The organism is Saccharothrix ecbatanensis (genome assembly GCF_014205015.1).
Lineage (GTDB): Bacteria > Actinomycetota > Actinomycetes > Mycobacteriales > Pseudonocardiaceae > Actinosynnema > Actinosynnema ecbatanense.
Window position 1 is genome coordinate 4,384,301 of record NZ_JACHMO010000001.1, and the last position, 18,906, is coordinate 4,403,206.

14 protein-coding genes are annotated in these 18,906 nt (G+C 72.2%); 1 reads left to right on the top strand and 13 read right to left on the bottom strand.

Annotated features, from left to right (window positions below):
• The first annotated feature begins 257 nt into the window (after positions 1–257).
• On the top strand, positions 258–1,784 hold the full coding sequence (locus tag F4560_RS17975; RefSeq protein WP_184921482.1) for a DUF6239 family natural product biosynthesis protein: 1,527 nt from the start codon (positions 258–260) through the stop codon (positions 1,782–1,784).
• Positions 1,785–1,907: 123 nt separating this feature from the next.
• On the opposite strand, the gene F4560_RS17980 is transcribed toward F4560_RS17975, so the two are convergent.
• The 13 genes from F4560_RS17980 to F4560_RS18040 form a co-directional block, all read right to left on the bottom strand.
• Complete coding sequence (locus F4560_RS17980; protein WP_312869346.1) at positions 1,908–2,564, bottom strand: winged helix-turn-helix transcriptional regulator; 657 nt, start codon at positions 2,562–2,564, stop codon at positions 1,908–1,910.
• Positions 2,565–2,652: 88 nt separating this feature from the next.
• On the bottom strand, positions 2,653–3,594 hold the full coding sequence (locus tag F4560_RS17985) for a DUF1702 family protein (protein WP_184921484.1): 942 nt from the start codon (positions 3,592–3,594) through the stop codon (positions 2,653–2,655).
• Between the two features lie 346 nt (positions 3,595–3,940).
• The gene (locus F4560_RS17990; protein ID WP_184921486.1) at positions 3,941–4,777 is read right to left on the bottom strand and encodes an ArsR/SmtB family transcription factor; all 837 of its coding nucleotides are present in this window, start codon (positions 4,775–4,777) and stop codon (positions 3,941–3,943) included.
• 178 nt (positions 4,778–4,955) lie between these two features.
• Positions 4,956–5,627 carry a winged helix-turn-helix transcriptional regulator gene (locus F4560_RS17995; RefSeq protein WP_184921488.1) on the bottom strand — a complete coding sequence of 224 codons (672 nt, stop codon included), beginning with the start codon at positions 5,625–5,627 and terminating at the stop codon, positions 4,956–4,958.
• Positions 5,628–5,699: 72 nt separating this feature from the next.
• Positions 5,700–6,341: an NHL repeat-containing protein gene (locus tag F4560_RS18000; protein WP_184921491.1), complete on the bottom strand. Its 642-nt coding sequence runs from the start codon at positions 6,339–6,341 to the stop codon at positions 5,700–5,702.
• A 129-nt stretch (positions 6,342–6,470) separates the two neighbouring features.
• A complete protein-coding gene (locus F4560_RS18005; RefSeq protein ID WP_312869347.1) occupies positions 6,471–7,181 on the bottom strand; it encodes a winged helix-turn-helix transcriptional regulator in 711 nt (236 codons plus the stop codon).
• Between the two features lie 148 nt (positions 7,182–7,329).
• Positions 7,330–8,217 carry a homocysteine S-methyltransferase family protein gene (locus tag F4560_RS18010; protein WP_184921494.1) on the bottom strand — a complete coding sequence of 296 codons (888 nt, stop codon included), beginning with the start codon at positions 8,215–8,217 and terminating at the stop codon, positions 7,330–7,332.
• Complete coding sequence (locus F4560_RS18015; protein ID WP_312869348.1) at positions 8,214–9,401, bottom strand: trans-sulfuration enzyme family protein; 1,188 nt, start codon at positions 9,399–9,401, stop codon at positions 8,214–8,216. The genes F4560_RS18010 and F4560_RS18015 overlap by 4 nt, the downstream gene beginning before the upstream one ends.
• A 17-nt stretch (positions 9,402–9,418) precedes the next feature.
• The gene (locus tag F4560_RS18020) at positions 9,419–9,715 is read right to left on the bottom strand and encodes a winged helix-turn-helix transcriptional regulator (RefSeq protein WP_184921495.1); all 297 of its coding nucleotides are present in this window, start codon (positions 9,713–9,715) and stop codon (positions 9,419–9,421) included.
• 34 nt (positions 9,716–9,749) lie between these two features.
• Complete coding sequence (locus F4560_RS18025; protein ID WP_184921496.1) at positions 9,750–10,175, bottom strand: acyl-CoA thioesterase; 426 nt, start codon at positions 10,173–10,175, stop codon at positions 9,750–9,752.
• A gap of 1 nt (position 10,176) precedes the next feature.
• Positions 10,177–15,729 carry a type I polyketide synthase gene (locus tag F4560_RS18030; protein WP_184921497.1) on the bottom strand — a complete coding sequence of 1,851 codons (5,553 nt, stop codon included), beginning with the start codon at positions 15,727–15,729 and terminating at the stop codon, positions 10,177–10,179.
• Positions 15,726–16,733, bottom strand: coding sequence for an enediyne biosynthesis protein UnbU (locus F4560_RS18035; protein ID WP_221483553.1), 1,008 nt, complete (start codon positions 16,731–16,733; stop codon positions 15,726–15,728). Before F4560_RS18035 ends, F4560_RS18030 begins: the two co-directional genes overlap by 4 nt.
• Positions 16,730–18,631 (bottom strand): FG-GAP repeat domain-containing protein, encoded by a 1,902-nt coding sequence (locus F4560_RS18040; protein ID WP_184921498.1) that lies wholly within the window; start codon positions 18,629–18,631, stop codon positions 16,730–16,732. Before F4560_RS18040 ends, F4560_RS18035 begins: the two co-directional genes overlap by 4 nt.
• Between the last annotated feature and the right edge of the window lie 275 nt (positions 18,632–18,906).

An 18,906-nucleotide genomic window follows, 5' to 3' on the forward strand; every position in this document is an offset into this window, starting at 1 on the left:
GGACCGGTCGAGGCTTCGCAGGGTCACTACGTGGCCTGGACACCCTGAACTACACCGAACGGCTGCCGCAGCTACCCGCCGCCAGCGGCCCGTAGTACGGTCGGCACAGTTCAGCTCGCTATAGCGACCATCGCGCCGGGCACCGCATCGGCTCCACTCGGCCCAGGCAGCCGCCGAACCACCGATTCGGCCGCGACCGTCAGGGGGACCGTCCTTGCACACGACACGGCTTGGCAGGCGGCGCCGGGGGAACTCCCGTGTCCGCCCTCGTTGACGCGCTCCTCTCGACCCAGCCCGGCCACATCCACCCGCCACCGGCCGAAGCCGTCACCGGTCTCGCCCCGCCCGTCCTGCTCGCACTGCCCTTCGCCGCCGGCTTCGCCCTGCTGCGCCCGTTCCTCGCCGCGCCCGGCCGCGGGACGCGCGAACTGGTCTCGACCGCCACGGCCGGCGCGGTGCTCTGGGAGGCCTTCCGGCTTCCCGACCAGACACCCCGCGTGCTCTCCCTGGCCCTGGCCGCCGTCGCTCTGCTCGTCCCCGTGGCCGTCGCCCTGGGCAGGTCGACCCGCGCACGCACGGACACCGTTCTGCCCTGGATGTTCTCCGCATGCGCCGTCACCGCCGTCCTGGCGTTCCACGACGCGTGGTTCGGCGAAGGCGGATCAGCGGAGGTCGCCGTCCTGTGCGGGTTCGCGTGCCTCGCCTGGTATCCGCTGTGCTCCACCCGGTCGCGCGGCGGCGCCATCGTCATCCGCTCCACCGCCGCGGTGCTCGCGCTGGCGCTGATCGGCGGCGTCGCGCAGGTAGCGATCACCGGCGCCAACGGGCCGAAACCCGGCGTCCCGGTCTTGGCAAGGATCACCGTGGCCACGACCGCGCTGGACGTGGTCATCGTGCCGCACCTCCCGGGCCCCAACCTCGTCCACGTCACACCGGCCCGGAACCTGCCCATCACGTCCGACATCGACACCGCCACGACCGACACCCGACCGGGCTCGGACGGCGGATGGGCCGTGATCACCCTGCCGGAGGGGAAGTCCACGCTGCACCTGGGCGACAGCCCGGTGCCGGTGGACACCGGCGACACGGTCGCGGACGCCCCGGACCTGACCGGCGCGGACGGGCCGGAGTGCGAAAGCGCCCTGCTGGGCGCCCTGATCGGGAAGCCCACCGCACGGCGCGACACGTCCCCGTGCCCGGCCGAAGCCCTCACCTCACACGACGCGGCGGCCCTCCGCACCGTGCCCGCGTTCCTCGCCGGTCGCGGCCAGCGGATGATCTCCCTCGTCGCCGACGACTCCCCCAGGTCCCGCGCGGCCGAGCGGACCGTCCGGGAAGCGGCCGAAGCCCACGGCGTCGGGATCACGGACGATCCGACCGCGCCCGTCGTGGTGGTCTCCGGGTGGCAGACCGCCGCCGCGACCGTGGCCGCCGTAGCCGCCGGCGACCACCCCGCCCAGGGCAGCTACCTGGCGCCCTGGCTGGTGACTCCCCCACTGCTCAAGCCACCCGCGGGCCAGGTCGTGCCGCTGGCCTTCACCCCGACCGACGAGTCACCGATGCGATACCTGTCCGCACTCGCCGACCGGGCATCCGGCGCGGCGCCCAGCACCTCCGGCTACCAAGCGTGGCTGCGAGCGCAGGGCGGTCAGCCGGCCACCACCGTGCGGCTCCACGCGGCGAGCACCGCCACCATCCCGGGAAGCAACCACCACGACCACCGCCCGTCGTGGCTGCCCGGCGGCGCCGTCCTACCCGTCACCGGCCCGCTCGACCCGGGCTGACACCAAGAGGAGGAGCACCATGGCACCGGTCCACGACGAGTCGTCCTATGTGGAGCGTCTGGCAGAGGTTGAGTCAGTACTGCACGAGGAAGAACCGGACGTGCCGACGGAGCCGGGCGCCGATCAGACCAGGCCGAGCATCCGCGTGCACCGCTGGATCGCCTCGGGCTGACCCTCGATCGACACCCGCCCGGTGGCGATCGCGGCGAACGGCGTGATCAGGCGGGCGCCGATGCGGACGAACGTGTCCGGGTCGCTGGTGATCACCAGGTCCGGCTGCTCCGCCTGACCGCGGCTGAACGCCACCTCGCCCGCCTTGACCGCGACCGTGAACGCCTGGTCGCCGACGCGGAACTCGTACACCTCGTCGATGTCCGGGATCTCCGACTCGACGACCATCGCCTGGACCGCCAGGAAGCCCCACTCCGGGCGCACGACGCCGGTGCTCGCGGACTCGTCCAGGAACGACAGGCCCCACTTGGTGAGCGACAGCACGGGCCCGGACAGCTCCCGGCCCAGCTCGGTGAGCTGGTAGAACTTGCCGCGCCCGTCACCGGGGACGGGCACCTGCTCGATCACGCCGTGCTCGGTGAGCGTCTTGAGCCGTTCGGCGAGGAGGTTCGGGCCGATGCCCGGCAGGTTGTCGATCATCTCGTTGAACCGGGATGGGCCGATCAACAGCTCCCGGATCACCAACAGGGTCCAGCGCTCACCGATGACGTTCATCCCGGCGGCCAGTCCGCAGAACTGCCCGTAGTCCCGCTTGCCGACCACTGCCACCCCTAGAGCTCCACCGACGGACAGGTCGGTCAAGACTAGCAACGACGGTGACGGACCAGCCGTATTCCACCCGGGTGCGCGCAGCCGGTCACCGGCCGCCGCGGTCGATCAGGGTGCGCAGCCGGGCCTTCCACTCCAGGTACGCGTGCACGTCGCGGTGCCCGAGCAGGTCCGCGCACGTCTCGTCGGTCCAGAGCGCCGCTTCCTCCACCGTCACGCCCACCACCTGGGCGCACGCGTCACGGGTGTGGTCCGGCACGATGCCCGAACGTGCCCGCGCGCCGACCGCGAAGACGACGCCCTGGGCGAAGTAGGACCGGTGCGGACGGGCCAGGTCCAGCAGCGCGGCCCGGCCGGCTTCGTCAACCGCACCGGCGTAGGCGCAGGCCAGACCGACGCCACTCCACAGATGCGGACGTGCGGCGGCCGGGGCGCGTTCGATCACCCCGGCGACACCGGCCGGGTCGGCGGACTGCACGAACCACAACGCCCGGCCACACCCCGCCAGCCGTGCCTGCCACACCGGCCCCGGAGTCCGCCCGGCACGGCGCAGCAACGCTTTCACGCCGCCGAAGTACACCTCGCCGAACCCGTTGCCGTCGAGCGCGAGCCAGCGCAACAACGGGGTGGACGGCAGACGCGCCACTCCCGGCACGCGGGCGGCGGTGAACAGCCAACCGGCGCCCACGTGCACCAGGTGCGTGTACTGGTCGCCCGGCCCGTCGAGCAGCCGCCGGAGGGCCCCGGCCCGACCGGCAGTGGCCAGGTCGAGCAGCCCGGCGAACATGGCCGCGCCCTCGTACGCGAACCCGCGCTCCTCCTCGGCCACCTCGCTCAGCGGCTCGTGCGGCGCGCGCCACGACCGCACAGCGAGGTTGAACCCGCCGAGGAAGTTGCCCGCGTGCCGTTCCAGCACCGCGCGCTCCGCGGGCCGGTCGACCCGGAACCCCCGCCGGGCGAAATCAGCCATCGACAGCGGCAGCCGCAGTCGCAGTCGCAGTCGCAGTCGCAGTCGCGCGAGTGGGTTCATCGTGCCGGGTGATGACGAAACCGCGCTCGAACGCTCCACGACTCCTCCAGGCCAGGAATAATGCATTAACCTATAGTAATTCCTACCAGGTCTCCCGATGTCAGACCAGAGGGCGCGAACAGACCAGCCGGAGCATTGAGGGCACGGCGGGAGTGTTCAGCAACGGGGCGTTGCATGACCAAGTGCTCGAAATCGTCCTCGAGCCCGGACTGAAGGCGTTGCTGGAGCACAAGATCCAGCTGGGGCCGGCCGAGGACCGGTTCCCCGACGGCCACCCGGCCTGAGCGGAAGCCGGAGGGACAAGGGTGTCGCCCGGGGCGGCGCCACTTGTCCTACCGGCTCCCAATCACCACACGGGCGGCAGCGGGTCGCCGGTTTCCAGCAGGGTCTTCATGTTCGCGATCAGCTCCGGCCAGCCGCCGCTGCCGGGCAGCTTGCCGCTGATCGCCTCGTACATCACGCTGCCCGGGTCGAAGTCGTCGTGCGTCACGGTGAGCCGGACCGCCTTGACCGCCGCGTCCGCCGGCGCCGGCTCGATCTCGAAGGTCACCTTCGACCGCTTCTCCTTGAGCAGCTCGGCGAACTTCTCCTCGCTCCAGCCGAAGTGCTCGGCGTGCTCGGGCTGGAACAGGTGCCAGCTGTAGGACAACCGCCGGTAGGGCTCCGCCTCCAACACCACCTGCTGGAGGTCCTTGACCTCTTCAGTGGGCGCGTTCTGCCACAGCACCGGCGACCCGACCTGCCAGTCCGACTCCAACGCGATGCCGGACCAGTAGCGGCGGGTGAAAGCGGGGTCCGTCAACGCCTGCCACAGCCGTTCCGGCGTGGTGTTGATGTAGGTCGTGTAGACGAACTCGGGGTTTCCCATGGGGATGTGCTCCGATTCCAGCGCTCGTTTGAGGTCGTGGAGGGTCCGCACCCGTTCACGCGCGTACTGGTCGATCCAGCGGTCCGCGATCGCGTTGATCGGCGCCGCGTTGAGGTGGTGCAACTTCTCCCGGCCGCGCCACATCGTCGTCACCAGGTTCGCCGCTTCCAGCACGGCCAGGTGCTTGCTCACCGACTGCCTGGTCATGTCCAGGCCCGCGCACAGCTCGCGCAGGCTCTGGCCGTTGCGGGCGTTCAGGCTGTCGAGCAACCTCCGCCGGCTGACATCCGCCAGCGCCTTGAACACCTCGTCCATTCCACACCACCCGGACATGCAGTCGTTCGGCTGCATGAACAGTAGTCAGCCGGATCACGACGTGTCAATCCAAGCCGGGCCCGCCTCCGGTCGCGCCAGGGACCACTCCCCGAATCGCTAACATTTCCACTAGCAACGTACCGGGAAGTGCCCGGCCGCGACTACCCTCGGGCCACGATCACCGGCTCGCGGGGGCGCCCGTCTCCAGCCCGAGCAGCTCGCAGCACCGGACCACGGCGTCCATGTCGCCTTCCAGCACGAGCCGGCCCGTCACCATCGCCATGAGCGGGGTGAGTCGGCCGCCGCCGATCTGGACGAACGTGGCCGCGTCGGTCTTGGCGCGCATCACCGGCTCGACCGCGGCGCCCTTGACCGCACTGGCCCGGCCGTCGGCCACGGCGATGTGGAACACCTCGTCGTCCACCTGGAACTCGTAGCTCTCGGTCAGGTCGGACGCCCGGCGCTGGTCGAGCATGGCCTCGACGGCGAGGAAGCCCCACTGCGGGCGCACGGCGTCCTCCGCCCGGAGCTCACCGACGAACTCCATGCCCCAGCGGGCCAGGCCGAGGATCACCGGGCGCAGCTCCTCGCCCACCGGCGTCAGCGCGTAGGCCAGCTGCGCGCCCGTGCCCCGCACGTCGACCTGCTCGATGACACCCTTCCCGACCAGGAACTTCAACCGCTCGGCGAGCAGGTTCGTGCCCAGGCCCGGCAGGTTCGCCAGGAGGTCGCTGTACCTCGCGGGCCCCATCAGCAACTCACGCACGATCAGCAAGGTCCACCGCTCGCCCACGACGTCGAGTCCCGACGCGAGGCCGCAGTACTGCTGGTAGGTCCGCTTGGTCGCCATCGTTCACCTCCACCACACCCCGCTATTGTATCCGATAGCGGCCTTGCCGCGGCGCAGTGCCTGATCGCCGGTTCACGCGGTGCCGCTGATGCCGGGCACCTCGATCGCGCGCAACTGGAGGTTGGTGTGGTCGCAGTACCAGATCCGGCTTCCGTCCCAGGTCAGACCGGTCGGGTTGCCCGCGACCCGGTACGACGCGACCTCCCGCCGCCGGTCGATGTCGACCAGGGTGATGGTCCCGCCGCCGTGGTCGGCGTACGCGAGGTAGTGGTCGGAGACGGTCAGGCCCGCGATCGGGTGGCTGACCGGGATGGAGTCGACGAGCCTGCCGTCGTCCGCGGCGCGCAGGTCGAGCACCCGCAGGTCCTCGTAGCCGAACCAGACGCCGTCCCGGGCGGCTTCCAAGCCGCACAGCACGTTGCCGGGCCGGGGGTTGGGGATCTCGTCCACGACGTCACCGCTGCCGGGGTCGATCACCTGGAGCGCACGGCGTTCGCCGACGACCTGGACGAGGTTGCCCGACATGGTGGTGAGGTCGGTGCGCACCTCGGGGCACGGGACGCGGTGCTCGACCTGCCCGGTGACCGGGTCCAACGCCTTGATCTCGTTGGACGCCGACTCGGAGAACCACAGGAACTCCCCCGACCAGGTCAGGCCGCAGAGTTCGACGCCGCGGACCGGGATGTCGCGGACGGTGCCTACGGAGATGGGCATTCGGGCGCTCCTTCGTCGGGATGTCGCGCGGACAGGTCGACGCAGGAGGTCGCGCGGTCCAGGCACAGCGAACACCCGACCGTCTGCTAACCGAATTTAAACCCGCACACCCAAGCCCGCAACCAGCACCTAAGGGCTGTTTCGAAAGCCCGCCTGGTTCGACACCGGGAGATCCGACCGCGCGACCTCGGACCAGCCCAGCATCCGCGTGCAGCGGTGGATCGCGTCGGGGTCGCCCTCGATCCGCACCCGACCCGTCGCGATGGCGATGAACGGCGTGACCACGTTCGCGCCGAGCCGCACGAACGTCCGGGGATCGCCCACGACCACCACGTCCGGGTCCGCCGCGCCACCGGAGGCGAACGCCGCCTCGCCCTGCTTCACCTCGATCAGGAACGCCTCGTCGCCGATCCGGAACTCGTAGACCTCGTGCACGTCGGGGACCGCGTCCTCCCGAACCATCGCCTGGATCGCGAGGAACGCCCACTTCGGGCGGACGACGCCGTCCTCGTCGTCCTCGCCCAGGAACGCCATGCCCCACCGGGTGAGGGCCGGCAACGGCGTGCGCAGCTCGGCCCCGCGCTCGGTGAGTTGGTAGAGCTTGCCCCGCCCGTCGCCCACGACCGGCAACTGCTCGACCACGCCCGCGTCCGCCAGCATCCGGAGGCGTTCGGCGAGCAGGTTCGGGCCGATACCCGGCAGGTTGTCCATCATCTCGTTGAACCGGGCCGGGCTTACCAGCAGCTCGCGGATGACCAGCAGCGTCCAACGCTCGCCGACGACGTTCAGCCCGGCGGCGAGGCCGCAGAACTGCCCGTAGTCCCGCTTTCCAGCGACCACCACCGCCACCATTCCTCGACCGGGTACGGGAATCGCAAGCGTACCAACGGTGCGCCGGCAGATGGGTGCACTCTCGGGTCGTCGGTTCGGATCGGCCGCACGTCGGTGGGTCGGCCGCACGTCGGCGGGAACGGTGGCGACGCTCGACTCACGAAGCGTGTGCTCCGGCGAGGCCGAGGGCGGTGCGAAGTGCGGCGATGTGGTCGGGCGTGCTGCCGCAGCAACCGCCGAGCACCCGTGCGCCGTGCTCGTCGTGCCAGCGGGCCAGGGTTTCGGCGAACTCCGCCGGGGCCACGGCGGTGGGTGGCGGCTCGTCGTGCCCGGCCGGACGTCGCTCCAGATTCGGATAGGCACCGATCGCACCCGAACAGGTGGCGCGCAGCACTTCCAGGCAGCGCTCGGTGCGGTCCAACGACGTGCAGTTGACCAGGACCGCCTCCGCTCCCCCGTCCTCGACCGCACGGGCCGCCTCGCCCAGTGACTCACCGGACAGCAGCTGGGCGTCGTCGCCGCAGACGAAGCTCACCCACGCGCGCAGACCGGCGTCACGGGCGGCGGCCAGCGCGACGCGCGCCTCCCGCACGGTGTTGACGGTCTCGATCAGCACGAGATCCACCCCGGCGCGGGACAGTTCGGTGGCCAGCCACCGGTGTTCTTCCCGCAGCTCGTCGTCCGGCGGCACGAGGTCGGGCCGGTAGGCGTCCTCGACCGGCGCGACCGATGCCGCGACCAGCGCGTCCGGACGGTCGGCCTCCCGACGCGCGGACTGAGCGACGCCGACGGCCGCGTGGACCATCCACGCGAGGCCCGCGGCGTCCAGGCCCATCCGCCGCAACGCCCTCAGGTTGCAGCGGAACGTCGCGGCGGTCACCACCTCCGCGCCCGCCTCCAGGTAACGGCGGTGCACGTCACGCAGGCGGGTGCGGTTCGCCTCGGTGATCAGCGTCTTCGTCGTCCACCACGGTGGTCGCACGACCAGTCCGCCGCGTTGCAGCTCGGTGGCCACACCCCCGTCGAGCAACGTCGTCCCGTTCATCCTCGAGTCCCCTCCGCGTGTGCGGCCACCGCGAGTGCGGCGGTCAGGTCTTCCACCAGGTCCGCCGGGTCCTCGATACCCAGCGAGAGCCGGACCAGCCCGTCCGTCACGCCCGCCGCCAGCCGCACGGCGCGCGGCACGGACCAGTGGCTCATGGACGCGGGGTGCTCGATCAGCGAACGGACACCGCCCAGGCTCACCGCCGCCGCGAACAGCTCGGTCCGGCGCATCAACGCCTCCACGTCGCCCCGGTACTCGAACGCGACGATCGAGCCGGGCGCGGACATCTGCCGCGCGGCCAGCGTGAACGCGGGGTGCTCCGGCAGGCCCGGGTAGTGCACGGCGCCGACGGCGGGCGACGCGGTGAGCACGTCGACCACCGCCCGCGCGTTCGACACCTGCCGCGCGACCCGCAGCGACAGCGTCTTCAGCCCGCGGTGCACCAGGTAGCAGTCGAACGCCCCCGGCACGCTGCCGAACGCGGTGCGGTGGCCGACGAGCCGTTCGCGCAGCTCCGGGTCGTCCAGCACGAGCGCGCCGCCCAACACGTCGGAGTGGCCGGCGATGAACTTGGTGGTGCTGTGCAGGCTGATGTCGGCGCCCTCGGCCAGCGGCTGCTGGAGCGCGGGACCGGTGAACGTGCCGTCAACGACCACCACCGCGCCGTGCCGGTGGGCCGCCGCCGCGATGGCCGCGATGTCCGCGATCTTCATCACCGGGTTGGTCGGCGTCTCCAGCCAGACCAGGTCCACCGCGTCGGTCAACGCCCCGGCGGCGGCGACCGGATCGGCCAGGTCCGTCCGGTCGACCCGCACCCCGCGGGCGCGGAACAGGTCGAACAACGTGTGCGTGCCGCTGTAGACGTCGTCGGACGCGACGACCCGCCCGCCCGAGGGCGCCAACGACAACACCGCCGCGCCGGCCGCCTGCCCGGAGGAGAACGCCACCGCGAACCTCGCGTCCTCCAACGCCGCCAGGCACGTCTCCAGGTTCTCGCGCGTCGGGTTCTCGCCGCGGCCGTAGTAGTACCGGGTCGGGTCCTGGGCGAACCGGTCGTAGGTCACCGAGAGGTGGATCGGCGGCACCAGGTCGCCGGTGGCGCCGTGGGTGCGCGTGCCCTCGTGCACCAACTTCGTGTCGAACCGCATCGCCCGCGGCCCGCCGTTCGCGTCACGTCGCTCCACCGCCCCGCCCTTCGCCGTCAGTCCTGAGTCGTGCAGCCACGGCCCCAGCGGGCCAGGACCGTGAGCGTGCCGTCCAGACCGCGGCCGAGCGGGGTCAGCCGGTACTCCCCGTCGCCTTCGACGACCCCGTTGGCGCGCAACCAGTCCAGCCGGTCGCACAGCAGGGCGCGGTCCATGCCGGGGATGCCGTCCAGCAGGCCGTCCTCGTCCGCCGGCGCCACGAGCAGTTCGCGGATCAGCAGCATCGACCACAGGTCGCCCACCACGTCTAGTCCGGCGGCCAACGCGCAGAACTGGCGGTCGTCATCGGTCATGGGCATCGGCTCCTCGTCGTGTTGCTGATGTGGGTCACGTCAACACTTCCGCCGCGTACGGCCGCAGCGCGTCGGCCAGTTCGTCGGGGACGTGCACTGGCCGCAGGCCGTCCTCGGTGCGGCGCAAGCACGACACGCTCTGGTTGCCCCGCGCCAGCAACCGCCCGGCCCGGCGGAACTCGTAGTCCATCTCCACCCGGTTGCCGTGCGTCCCGCGCAACGTCATGCCGATCTCGATCTCGTCCAGCGCGAAGGACTCCGCGAAGTACTCCATCGAGCACGACACCGTCACCAGCACCAGCTCGCCGCGGCGCAGGTCGGCCAGCACCCCTGGCGCGTGGTCGGCGAGGAACGCCTCGCGGCAGTGGCCCTGCCAGTGCAGGTAGTGGGCGAAGTAGACGTTGCCCACCACGTTGGTCTCGTCGAATGTGACCCGGTGTCGGAAGTTGTACTCGCGCACGTCAGACCCCTCCCACGGCGATCGCGATGACGGGATCGCCCAGACCGACGACCCGCGGTCTGGCCACCACCACCGCGGCGCCCGCGCCGGAGAGCACGAGCAGGCCGTCGTCGGTGATCTCGTCCAGTTCCAGCGGCGCCGAGCGGTCTCCGCCGAGACCGGCCAGCGCGGCGCGACCGGCGGCCACCCGGCCCGCGGTCACCTCGACGGATTCGTCAAGCTTGCCCGCCGCGCATGTGACGACCTCGTCGTCGGCCTTGGTGGCCGGCGCGTGCGTCGGCGTGCCCCACGCGATGCCCACGGGCCGGTCGGCGCGGGCGAGCAGCACGTGATCGTCCACGGTCGCGGTGGTCCAGTGGTCGCCGGGCGGCGCGGGCCGGTCCGTCCCCGCCACGATCAGCTCCACGTGCTGCGCCACGTCCAGTTCGATGAGCCGACGGCTGAGCAGTGGTCCGACGAGCGGCACGAGCAGCGGTTCGTCCCAGCGGGTCGGGCCGATCGCGCGCAGGCGCAGGGCGTCCCAGCGTGCCACCGGCGCGCCGGTCGAGTCCGAGACGTCCAGGTCGAACACGTAGTCGTCGGCGGTGTGGGCGCGTTCGACCGCGTGCACCCGCAGCACGCCGCTCGGGGCGCGCCACACGGTGAACCGGTCCGCGCCCACCGGCAGCGCGCGGCGGTGCGGCACGCAGGCCAGCAGGACGTGCAGCGCGGCGTCGTGCGCTCCCGGGTCGCCGAGCAGCAGTCGTTGGTGGTGGAACTCGGAGAACCAGGTGGTGTCCGGCTCGGCGCGGACCCTCGCCAGCACTTCGAAAGCGGACAGCAGGTCGTAGCCGAGCAGCCGGCGGAACCTGCCGCGGTGGAACAACAGCGGCCCGTAGAACGGGTGTGTGTCGTGTGTTCCGGTGTCGTCGGCCGGCGGGAAGCACCGGTCTTGCGCTGCCGCGTCACGGACGGTGGCGGTGAACCGGTCGGCGCCGAAGCCGTCGGTCTCGTCGCGCAGCGCCACCCGCACGCTGTCGTCGCCGTCGTGCAGCGCGAGCACGCGCAGCAGGCGTGAACCGCGTTCCTCGACGGTCACCGGGCTGCGCAGGTCCACGTCCTCGAACGCCCACCCGTGCCGTTCACCGGTCACGGCGTCGGCGGCCTGCGCCATCGCCTCCAGACCGACCACGGCGGGCAGCACGGGCACGCCCTCGATGCGGTGTTCGTCCAGGTAGGGGTCGTCGCCGAGCGAGAGCGACGCCTCCACGACGGCCTCCACCCCGGCGAACCGGACCGGCAGGTCCTCGATGAAGCGCAACGGCTCGGGCGGCGGACCGGCGACGGCGAGCGTCGGCCCCGCGGGAAAACGCCCGGTGAGCAGGACGGTGACCGGGGCGTCGCGGTCGGCCAGCACGCGCATCATGGCGCGCGGGCCGTCCTGCGCGGTGATCGGCGTGATGCCCGTCGCGGCGAGGCCGTCCACGACGCCCATCCGCTCCCCCATGCCGATCCCGGACCACAGCGACCACTCCAGCAGGTGGAACCGGCAGTCGGCACGCCCCCCTTGGGCAAGCTCCACCGCGGCACGCTCCACCGCCGCGCGTTCCACTTCGACGCGCAGCCAGTCGTTGGCGACGCAGTACTCGGATTCACCGGGCAGGCCGCGGCGGCCGATGATCGAGCCGAACGCGATCACGAGCCGCAGGCCGGGTGCGGCGTCGAGCAGCCTCCGCAGGCCGATCACCTTGGGGCCGAGGGTCTGCTTCAGGGTCGCCGCCGTCACCGTGCCCATGCGCTGCGGGGTGTTGACGCCCGCGCCGTGCAGCAGCCCGCGCACGGGGCCGAGGATGCCGGCGGCGGTGACGGCGCGCGCCACGTCCGCCGGGTCGGTGACGTCGGCCTGCACGTAATGCGCGCGGATCCCGTCGCCGAGCGAAGAAAGGGCGGCCTTGACGCGCGGCGAGTCCGGCGCCGAGCGACCCAGCACGACCAGCGTGCAGTCGGTCCGCCGGGCCAGGGCCGCGCCGCACGCGCCGGTGATGCCGTCCGCGCCGCCGGTGACCAGGCAGACGTCGCCGCGGCCCAGCGGCAGGTCGCAGTCGGGGCCGCGGTGGTGCGCGCGCGTGGTGACGTGCTCCACCCCGTCCTCGGTGACGCGCAGCTCCCGGTAGCCGGTTGCGGCGACGAGACGTGCGTCGAGCGCCTCGCCTTCCACGTCCACGACGGTGACCGCGCAGTCGTCCAGCTCGACGGCGGCGCTGCGGCCCACGGCGGCTGCGGCGGGGTGACCGTGGTGCGCCACCAGGAGGCGGGACGGTCGGGTCTCGGCGATCAGCGCCAGCGCGCGGGCCACTTCTGCGGGTTCTTCGCCCTCCAGCCAGACCGCGAGGCCGTGCCCCGGCAGGGAGACGTCGTCCAGCCAGTGGCCGGGCGGGGCGTCCACGGTCCAGTCGCCGGGTGGGGTGGTGGCGCCGACGGGCTCGAAGGGTGTCCACCGGTGTTCGAAGGCCCGCACCCACTGGGCGATCCCGGCGGGCGGCGCGTCGGACGTCTCCTCGGTCGTGGACGGCTGTTTGGCCAGCAGATCGGCGATGTCCGCGACCGTGCTGTCCACAATAGACAGGGCGGCGCCCGGTGGTGTGCGCCCGAGCAGGCCCGCCATGGCGGCGACGTGCTGGACGACCTGGAGCGAGTTGAGGTGCAGGTCGCCGAGCAGCGTGCTGCCGGGCTGGATGCTCCCGAGCGGCAGCTCCAGGACCTCGCTGAGGTGCGCCCGCACGACCTCCAGCGGTTCCCCGTCCACGGGCGTTTCGAGCACGGTCTGTTGGCGCGCAAGCGGTTCGGCGGGCAGCTCGACCGGAAGCTCCGACATGCCCGGAAGAACGGTCTCGCACGGGTTGGCGAGCAGTTCGATCCCGGCGTCGAGGTCGAGCGGGCGGTGCACCCGACCGGCGAACCACGCGTCCAGGTCACCGGCGGCGCACGCGGCGAGCGCGGCCGTGGCCATCGCGTGGCGGTGCGGGTGCGTGCCGTCCAGCGAGATCGCGGGGACGTCCGGCACGGTGGTGCGCACGATGTCGGCGAGCGTGGCGCCAGGCCCCACCTCCACCAGGAGTTCGCAGCGCTCGGCGAGGCGGCGCACGGCCTCGGTGAACCGCACCGGCCTGGTCACCTGGTCGACCAGCAGCGCGGCCAAGTCCGTGGTGGACGTCAACGGGCGGCCCGTGACGGTGGAGAACACCGGCCGACTGGGCTGGGCGAACGGCACCCCGGCCAGTTCCGCGCGCAACGGCTCCACGACGTCGTCCATCGCGGCGCTGTGGAAGGCGTGGGACACCGGCAGCACGGTGACGGCGACGCCCCGCGACTTGGCCCGCGTCACCAGCCGCTCGACGTCCTCGACGGGACCGGCCACGGTGGTCTGCTCGGGGCCGTTGAACCCGGCCACCTCGACGGCCAGCCCTTCGGTCAGTGAGTCGATCTCGGTGGGCGGCGTGCCGATGCCGGCCATCGTGGTGCCCTCACGTCCGTGCTCGGCCATCAGCCGGCCGCGGGCGACGGCGAGCCCCAGCCCGGTGGCCGGATCAAGCGCGCCTGCCCACACCAGGGCGCTGATCTCACCGAGGCTGTGCCCGACGGCGGCGACGGGTCGGACGCCGCACGCGTCGAGCCACGCGAGCCCCGCGAGGGACTGGCGGAGGATCGCGGGTTGGGCGACGGCCGTGTCACGCGCGCCGTCCACGATCGTCACGCCGTACGGGGTGGGCACGTCCAGGTCGGCCGCCCACGGGCCGAGGTCGGCGCGTACGGGTGCGGCTTGGCCGGGCAGGAGCAGGCCGACGCGCGGGGCGGGACCGGAGGCGAGCACGACGCCCGCCGGCTCGTCCAGCACCAGGCGGCCGTCCCAGCCGGGCAGGTGGTCGCGTGCCGCGGTGGCGGCGCGGTGCAGCGCGTCGGGTGTGTCGGCGACCAGCGCGCAGCGGACCGCGCCGGGGACGTGCCGCCCGGCGTGCGTGGTGGCGGCGAGGTCGTGCAGTTCGGCCGTGCTCAGCCGGGGCGCGAGGGCGGCGACGGTGTCCAGGCGCTCCCGGAGCCCGTCGGCGTCGGCGGCGTCGAGGAGCAGGATCTCGTCACGGTGGGGACGACGGCTCAACGCGACGACGCGGGGCGGCAGGGCGTCGACGGGCCGGGCGGGCAGACCACGCAGCACCACGTGGGCGTTGACACCGCCGAAACCCATGGAGGACACCGACGCCAGCGGTGTGGTGGTCTGCCAGGGCTCCGGCTCGGCGAGCACGCGCAACGGTGTGCCGGCGCGGCGCAGCAGGGCGTGCGGCGAGTCGACCCCGGTCGTGGGCGGCAGCACGCGGTGGTGCACGGCGAGCGTGGCTTTGATCAGTCCCGCCACGCCCGCCGCGGCCTTGGTGTGGCCGATGTTGGCCTTCACGGACCCGAGGGCCGCGCGGTGCGCGCCGTCACCCCGGATCTGCGACAACGCGGTCAGCTCCACCTCGTCGCCGACCTTCGTGCCCGTGCCGTGGCCTTCGACCAGCTCGATGTGGTGCGGTTCGATGCCCGCCATGCGGTAGGCGCGGGCCATCGCGAGCGTCTGGCCGTGCGACCGGGGTCGGGTCAGCCCACCGGAGCCGTCGGTCGACGTGCCCCAGCCGGCGAGCACCGCGTAGACCCGCAGGCCCGCGCGTTCGGCGTCCTCGGCGCGCATCAGGGCGACGACACCACAGCCCTCACCGGGCAGGAACCCGGTCGGCGACTCGTCGTAGACCCGCATCCGGTCCACCGCGAGGGCGCCCGTGCGGGCGAAACCCACCAGCTCGAACGGGTCCAGGCTGAGGTCGACGCCACCGGCGAGCGCGAATTCGAGGTCGCCGTCGAGCAGCGCGCGGCTCGCCGTCATCACCGACAGGAGGCTGGACGCGCACGCGCCGTCCACGGTGTAGCCGGAGCCGTGGAAGTCGAAGTGGTTGCAGATCCGGCCCGCGATGGTGTTCGACAACGCGCCCGCGAGCGATTCGTCACCGGGTACCGGGAACGGCGTCCGCACCAGGTCGGAGAGCAGGCTGAGCGCGTGTTCGGCGCGTCCCGGGTCGACGCCCGCGCCCGCCAGCGCCGCGGCCGCCGCACGCCGGACGAACGGCCACCGCAGGCGCAGCTGGGCGGCCCGGGAGAACTCGCCGGTCATCGTGTTGCCCAGCACCACGCCGACGCGATCGCGGTCGAGCCCGCGCCCGTCCGGGAAACCGGCGTCGACCAGGGCGTCTGCCGCCGTCTCCAGGGCGAGCCAGTGCACGTGGTCCACCGCCCGGTGCAGCGGCCCCGGCACGCCGAACCGCTTCCGGTCGAACCGCCAGTCGCGCAGCAGCCCGGCGTGCGTCGAGCAGGTGCGGTCGGGGTCGTCGGCCGGGCCCAGGTACGCGCTGGACAGCCGCTGCTCGGGGAACCTGCGGAACCCGCGGCGGCGGCCGAGCACGGTCTCCCACAACCGGGTCGGCGAGTCGGCATCGGGGTAGCGGCACGCCATGCCGACGATGGCGACCCCCTCTGACGGGCTCACGACCGCACCGCGGCGGGCGCCGCCGGTAACGTGGCCGTCTGCGCCGAGCCCGACCGCTTCGACGCCACGACCAGCACCACGGCCCGCAGGACGCACGCGGCCACCAGGGCGAAGAACAGCCCGAACGAGATGCCGGCGACGACCAGCACCGCGTAGATCACCGCCGCGGTCACGCCGAACACCACCTGGTTGCGCTTGACGAACGGAGTGCTGCCCGGGTCGGTGATCATGTAGTTGGTGAACAGGATGAACGCCAGGCCCGTCATCGGCGCGAGCGCGCCGAGCAGCGCGTGGTCCAGCAGCAGCCAGCGCAGCACGGCCTGGAGCACGAACGCGCCGAGCCAGGCGAGGATGAGTGGCATCTTTCCGGTGAGCTTGGCGTTCAGCATGGTGCCCGCCATCAGCACGCCCAGCGGCAGCAGCCAGTCCAGGGTGCCGGTGGTGAAGCTGGTGAAGTGGTAGGGCGGCGCGATGCCGACCCACGGGAACAGCAGCAATACCACGACGATGCCCGTGTTGGACGGGTTGAACACGTGCCGGACCTTGCCGTTGACCCGCAGCCGGACGAGGTACTTGCTGGCGTTGCCGACAGTGACGGCGAAGATGTAGGGCCACAAGGATTCGTTGCCCCACAACAGCATTCCGCACGCAAGACCGGTGATGTGGGCGGGCAGCAGGAACACGACGAGCGCCTTCACCCCGCCCTGGTAGGTCGGTGTGCGTCCGGTGACCCACGCGTCCATGAATTCGAACAACAGCGCTGTGGCGTAGCTGACGAGGATGACGACGATCGGCGTGATCGGCGCCTGCTCGAAGCCGAGCAGGAGGTGGCCGAGGATGTTGAACACGGTGATGGAGGTGGCGAACCGGGCGAGCGCCTTGACCCGCCGCTGCTCCGGCGTGAGGCCCGGCCGGGCGGGTGGGGCGGGCGGCACGGTCGGCCGCGCGTCGGCGGCCGGTGCGCCGCCGCGGTGCACGTCGGGTGGTGTCGAAGTCGTCGTCATCGCACTACCGCCGTTCCGTCGGTGTCGAGCAGGATGGTGGAGCGGCCGGGCCTCACCTCGACGTCCGCCTCGTGCGACCCGGCGGCGTCGTGCCAGGTCACCGTGGCGCGGACGGGATCGCCGCCGGGCAGGGCGAAGTACAGCTCCGGGGCCGACACCCCGGTATGCCCGTTGGCGGGGAAGAGCTGCGCGCGCTGCGGCCGGTCGGGGTGGTGCAGCCGCACCTGTGCGCCGATGGCGGGCGTGGTCGCGCCCTCCGCCCCGGCTCGCGCGGACCGCACCAGGCGCAACCCGGCCGACGGTCCCGCGTCCGACGTGTTGTGCAGCAGCACGGAGTCCTGCCACTGGTTGGCCACGACGGCGTCCAGCTTGCCGTCGCCGTCCACGTCGCCGAACGCCAGCGCGCGGGTGTTGTCGTCGGCCGCGACGCCGGACCCGCCGGCGACGTCGGTGTAGCGGCCGTCCGCGCCCCGGGCGTAGAACCGGTTGGGCTCGTGGCCGGACAGGTCGTCACCCGGCCCGAAGTTCGGCCAGAACGCCGGGTTGTGCAGCACGTCGTCGTTGGCCATCGCGAGTTCCTGGAGCAGCGGCCACCGGTTCACGTCGCCCTTGAGGAACCCGTTGGCCTGCATGAGCTCATCCGTGCCGTCGTTGTCGAAGTCGCCCGCGCGGACGTCCCAGCACCAGCCCGACCGGGCCAGGCCGAGCTGCTCGCTGCGGTCCCGGTACGGCAGCTCCCTGGCCGCCAGGTCCGCGGGCGAACCGGTGGGCGTGAACGCGAAGTTGCTCTCGTGCAGCGCGTAAGGGCTGGTGATGTTGCTGACCACGATCGTCGGCAGCGGCGCGTCGCCGTCGTAGGTGAAGGTCACGCCCATGCCCTTGAACGAGTCGTAGCCGAGCGCCATCGACTTGGGCGTGATCATGTCGCGGTCGCCGCGGATCTCGGTGAGCTTCACCCGGCCCGGCGTCGACTCGTTGAGCATCAGCTGGTCCGGGCCGAAGTCGTTGGCCTGGTACACCTCGGGCCTGCCGTCGCCGGTGAGGTCCTGCAGGCCGGTGGCCAGGGTCCACGACCCGGCCGCCTCCCGGCTGAGCGCGGTGCTCGCGTCGGTGATCCGCGGCAGCTCGTCGGGACGGCCGGTGGGCGTGGTGAGCAGCAGCCGGTTGGCGCCGCCGTTGCGGGCGAAGGACATGGAGTGCTGCATCTCCATGCGGGTCTCGTCGTGCGCGGTCGGGTCGAGCACGCGTGCGCCGTCGGGGAAGTAGTTGCCGACCAGCAGGTCGAGGTTGCCGTCGCCGTCCACGTCGCCGACGTTCAGCGTCTCGCTGTTCCACAGCTCCATCGGCGTGACCAGCTCGACCGCGCGGTGCCCGGCCGCGGTGGGCACGCCGGGGCCGGCGGTGTTGAGGAACACCACGGGCGAGCGCCCCCAGTAGTGCACGACGTGGTCGGTGTCGCCGTCGTCGTCGATGTCCACCGGGACGCAGCCCATCGGCGCCATGGTCGCGTCGTACGGCAGGCCCGCCGGTACCAGCCGAACGGGCGCGTAACCGTCCTTTTCGGATGGTCGGGCCGGGCGCAGCGTCACGGAGTCGTCCCGCGGGTCGACCAGGCAGAGGTCGGCGGGGCGGCCGAGACCACGCACGTCCGACAGGCCGGCCGCGGCTCCGACGGCGGAGATCCAGGCCCGGATGTCCCGCAGGCCGGGCGCGACGGCGCGTTCGGTCCGGCCGTCCGCCGGCGCCGAGTTCACCGGTTCGGCGGCGAACCGGTAGCGGGCGGCCAACTCGCCGGCCTCCTGCTCGCTGAGCGCCGGCCGGACCACCATCAGGCCCGATGCGGCGCAGAGCGCCAGGATGACGCCGGTGACGAGGAACTTCCGTGCTGATGTCTGCATGTGTTTCGCACTCCCGGTCGAACGCCAGGTACGTGGAAATTAGTCGTCAACAATTGACAGACGGAGCGGCGAACGAATTAGCGAGCCGCTGCGCACCACCCCGGCGCCACCGGATTCACGACCCTGCCACCCCCATCGTCGACAGTCTCGAGCGGGAGTGGGAACTGTGTCCGCGAAGATTTCCCAACTACGCTCAAGCAGTGTCTACCAGCAACGATAGGCCGATTCAACCCGTCCAACCAGTTTCACACGTTTGTCGTAGGCAATCATCAGGA

What these genes read in the sequence shown, in the direction of transcription:
- F4560_RS17985 (WP_184921484.1), bottom strand. Translation starts at nt 3,594, where the DNA reads ATGAACCCACTCGCGCGACTGCGACTGCGACTGCGACTGCGACTGCGG.
- F4560_RS17990 (WP_184921486.1), bottom strand. Translation starts at nt 4,777, where the DNA reads ATGGACGAGGTGTTCAAGGCGCTGGCGGATGTCAGCCGGCGGAGGTTG.
- F4560_RS17995 (WP_184921488.1), bottom strand. Translation starts at nt 5,627, where the DNA reads ATGGCGACCAAGCGGACCTACCAGCAGTACTGCGGCCTCGCGTCGGGA.
- F4560_RS18000 (WP_184921491.1), bottom strand. Translation starts at nt 6,341, where the DNA reads ATGCCCATCTCCGTAGGCACCGTCCGCGACATCCCGGTCCGCGGCGTC.
- F4560_RS18010 (WP_184921494.1), bottom strand. Translation starts at nt 8,217, where the DNA reads ATGAACGGGACGACGTTGCTCGACGGGGGTGTGGCCACCGAGCTGCAA.
- F4560_RS18020 (WP_184921495.1), bottom strand. Translation starts at nt 9,715, where the DNA reads ATGACCGATGACGACCGCCAGTTCTGCGCGTTGGCCGCCGGACTAGAC.
- F4560_RS18035 (WP_221483553.1), bottom strand. Translation starts at nt 16,733, where the DNA reads ATGACGACGACTTCGACACCACCCGACGTGCACCGCGGCGGCGCACCG.
- F4560_RS18040 (WP_184921498.1), bottom strand. Translation starts at nt 18,631, where the DNA reads ATGCAGACATCAGCACGGAAGTTCCTCGTCACCGGCGTCATCCTGGCG.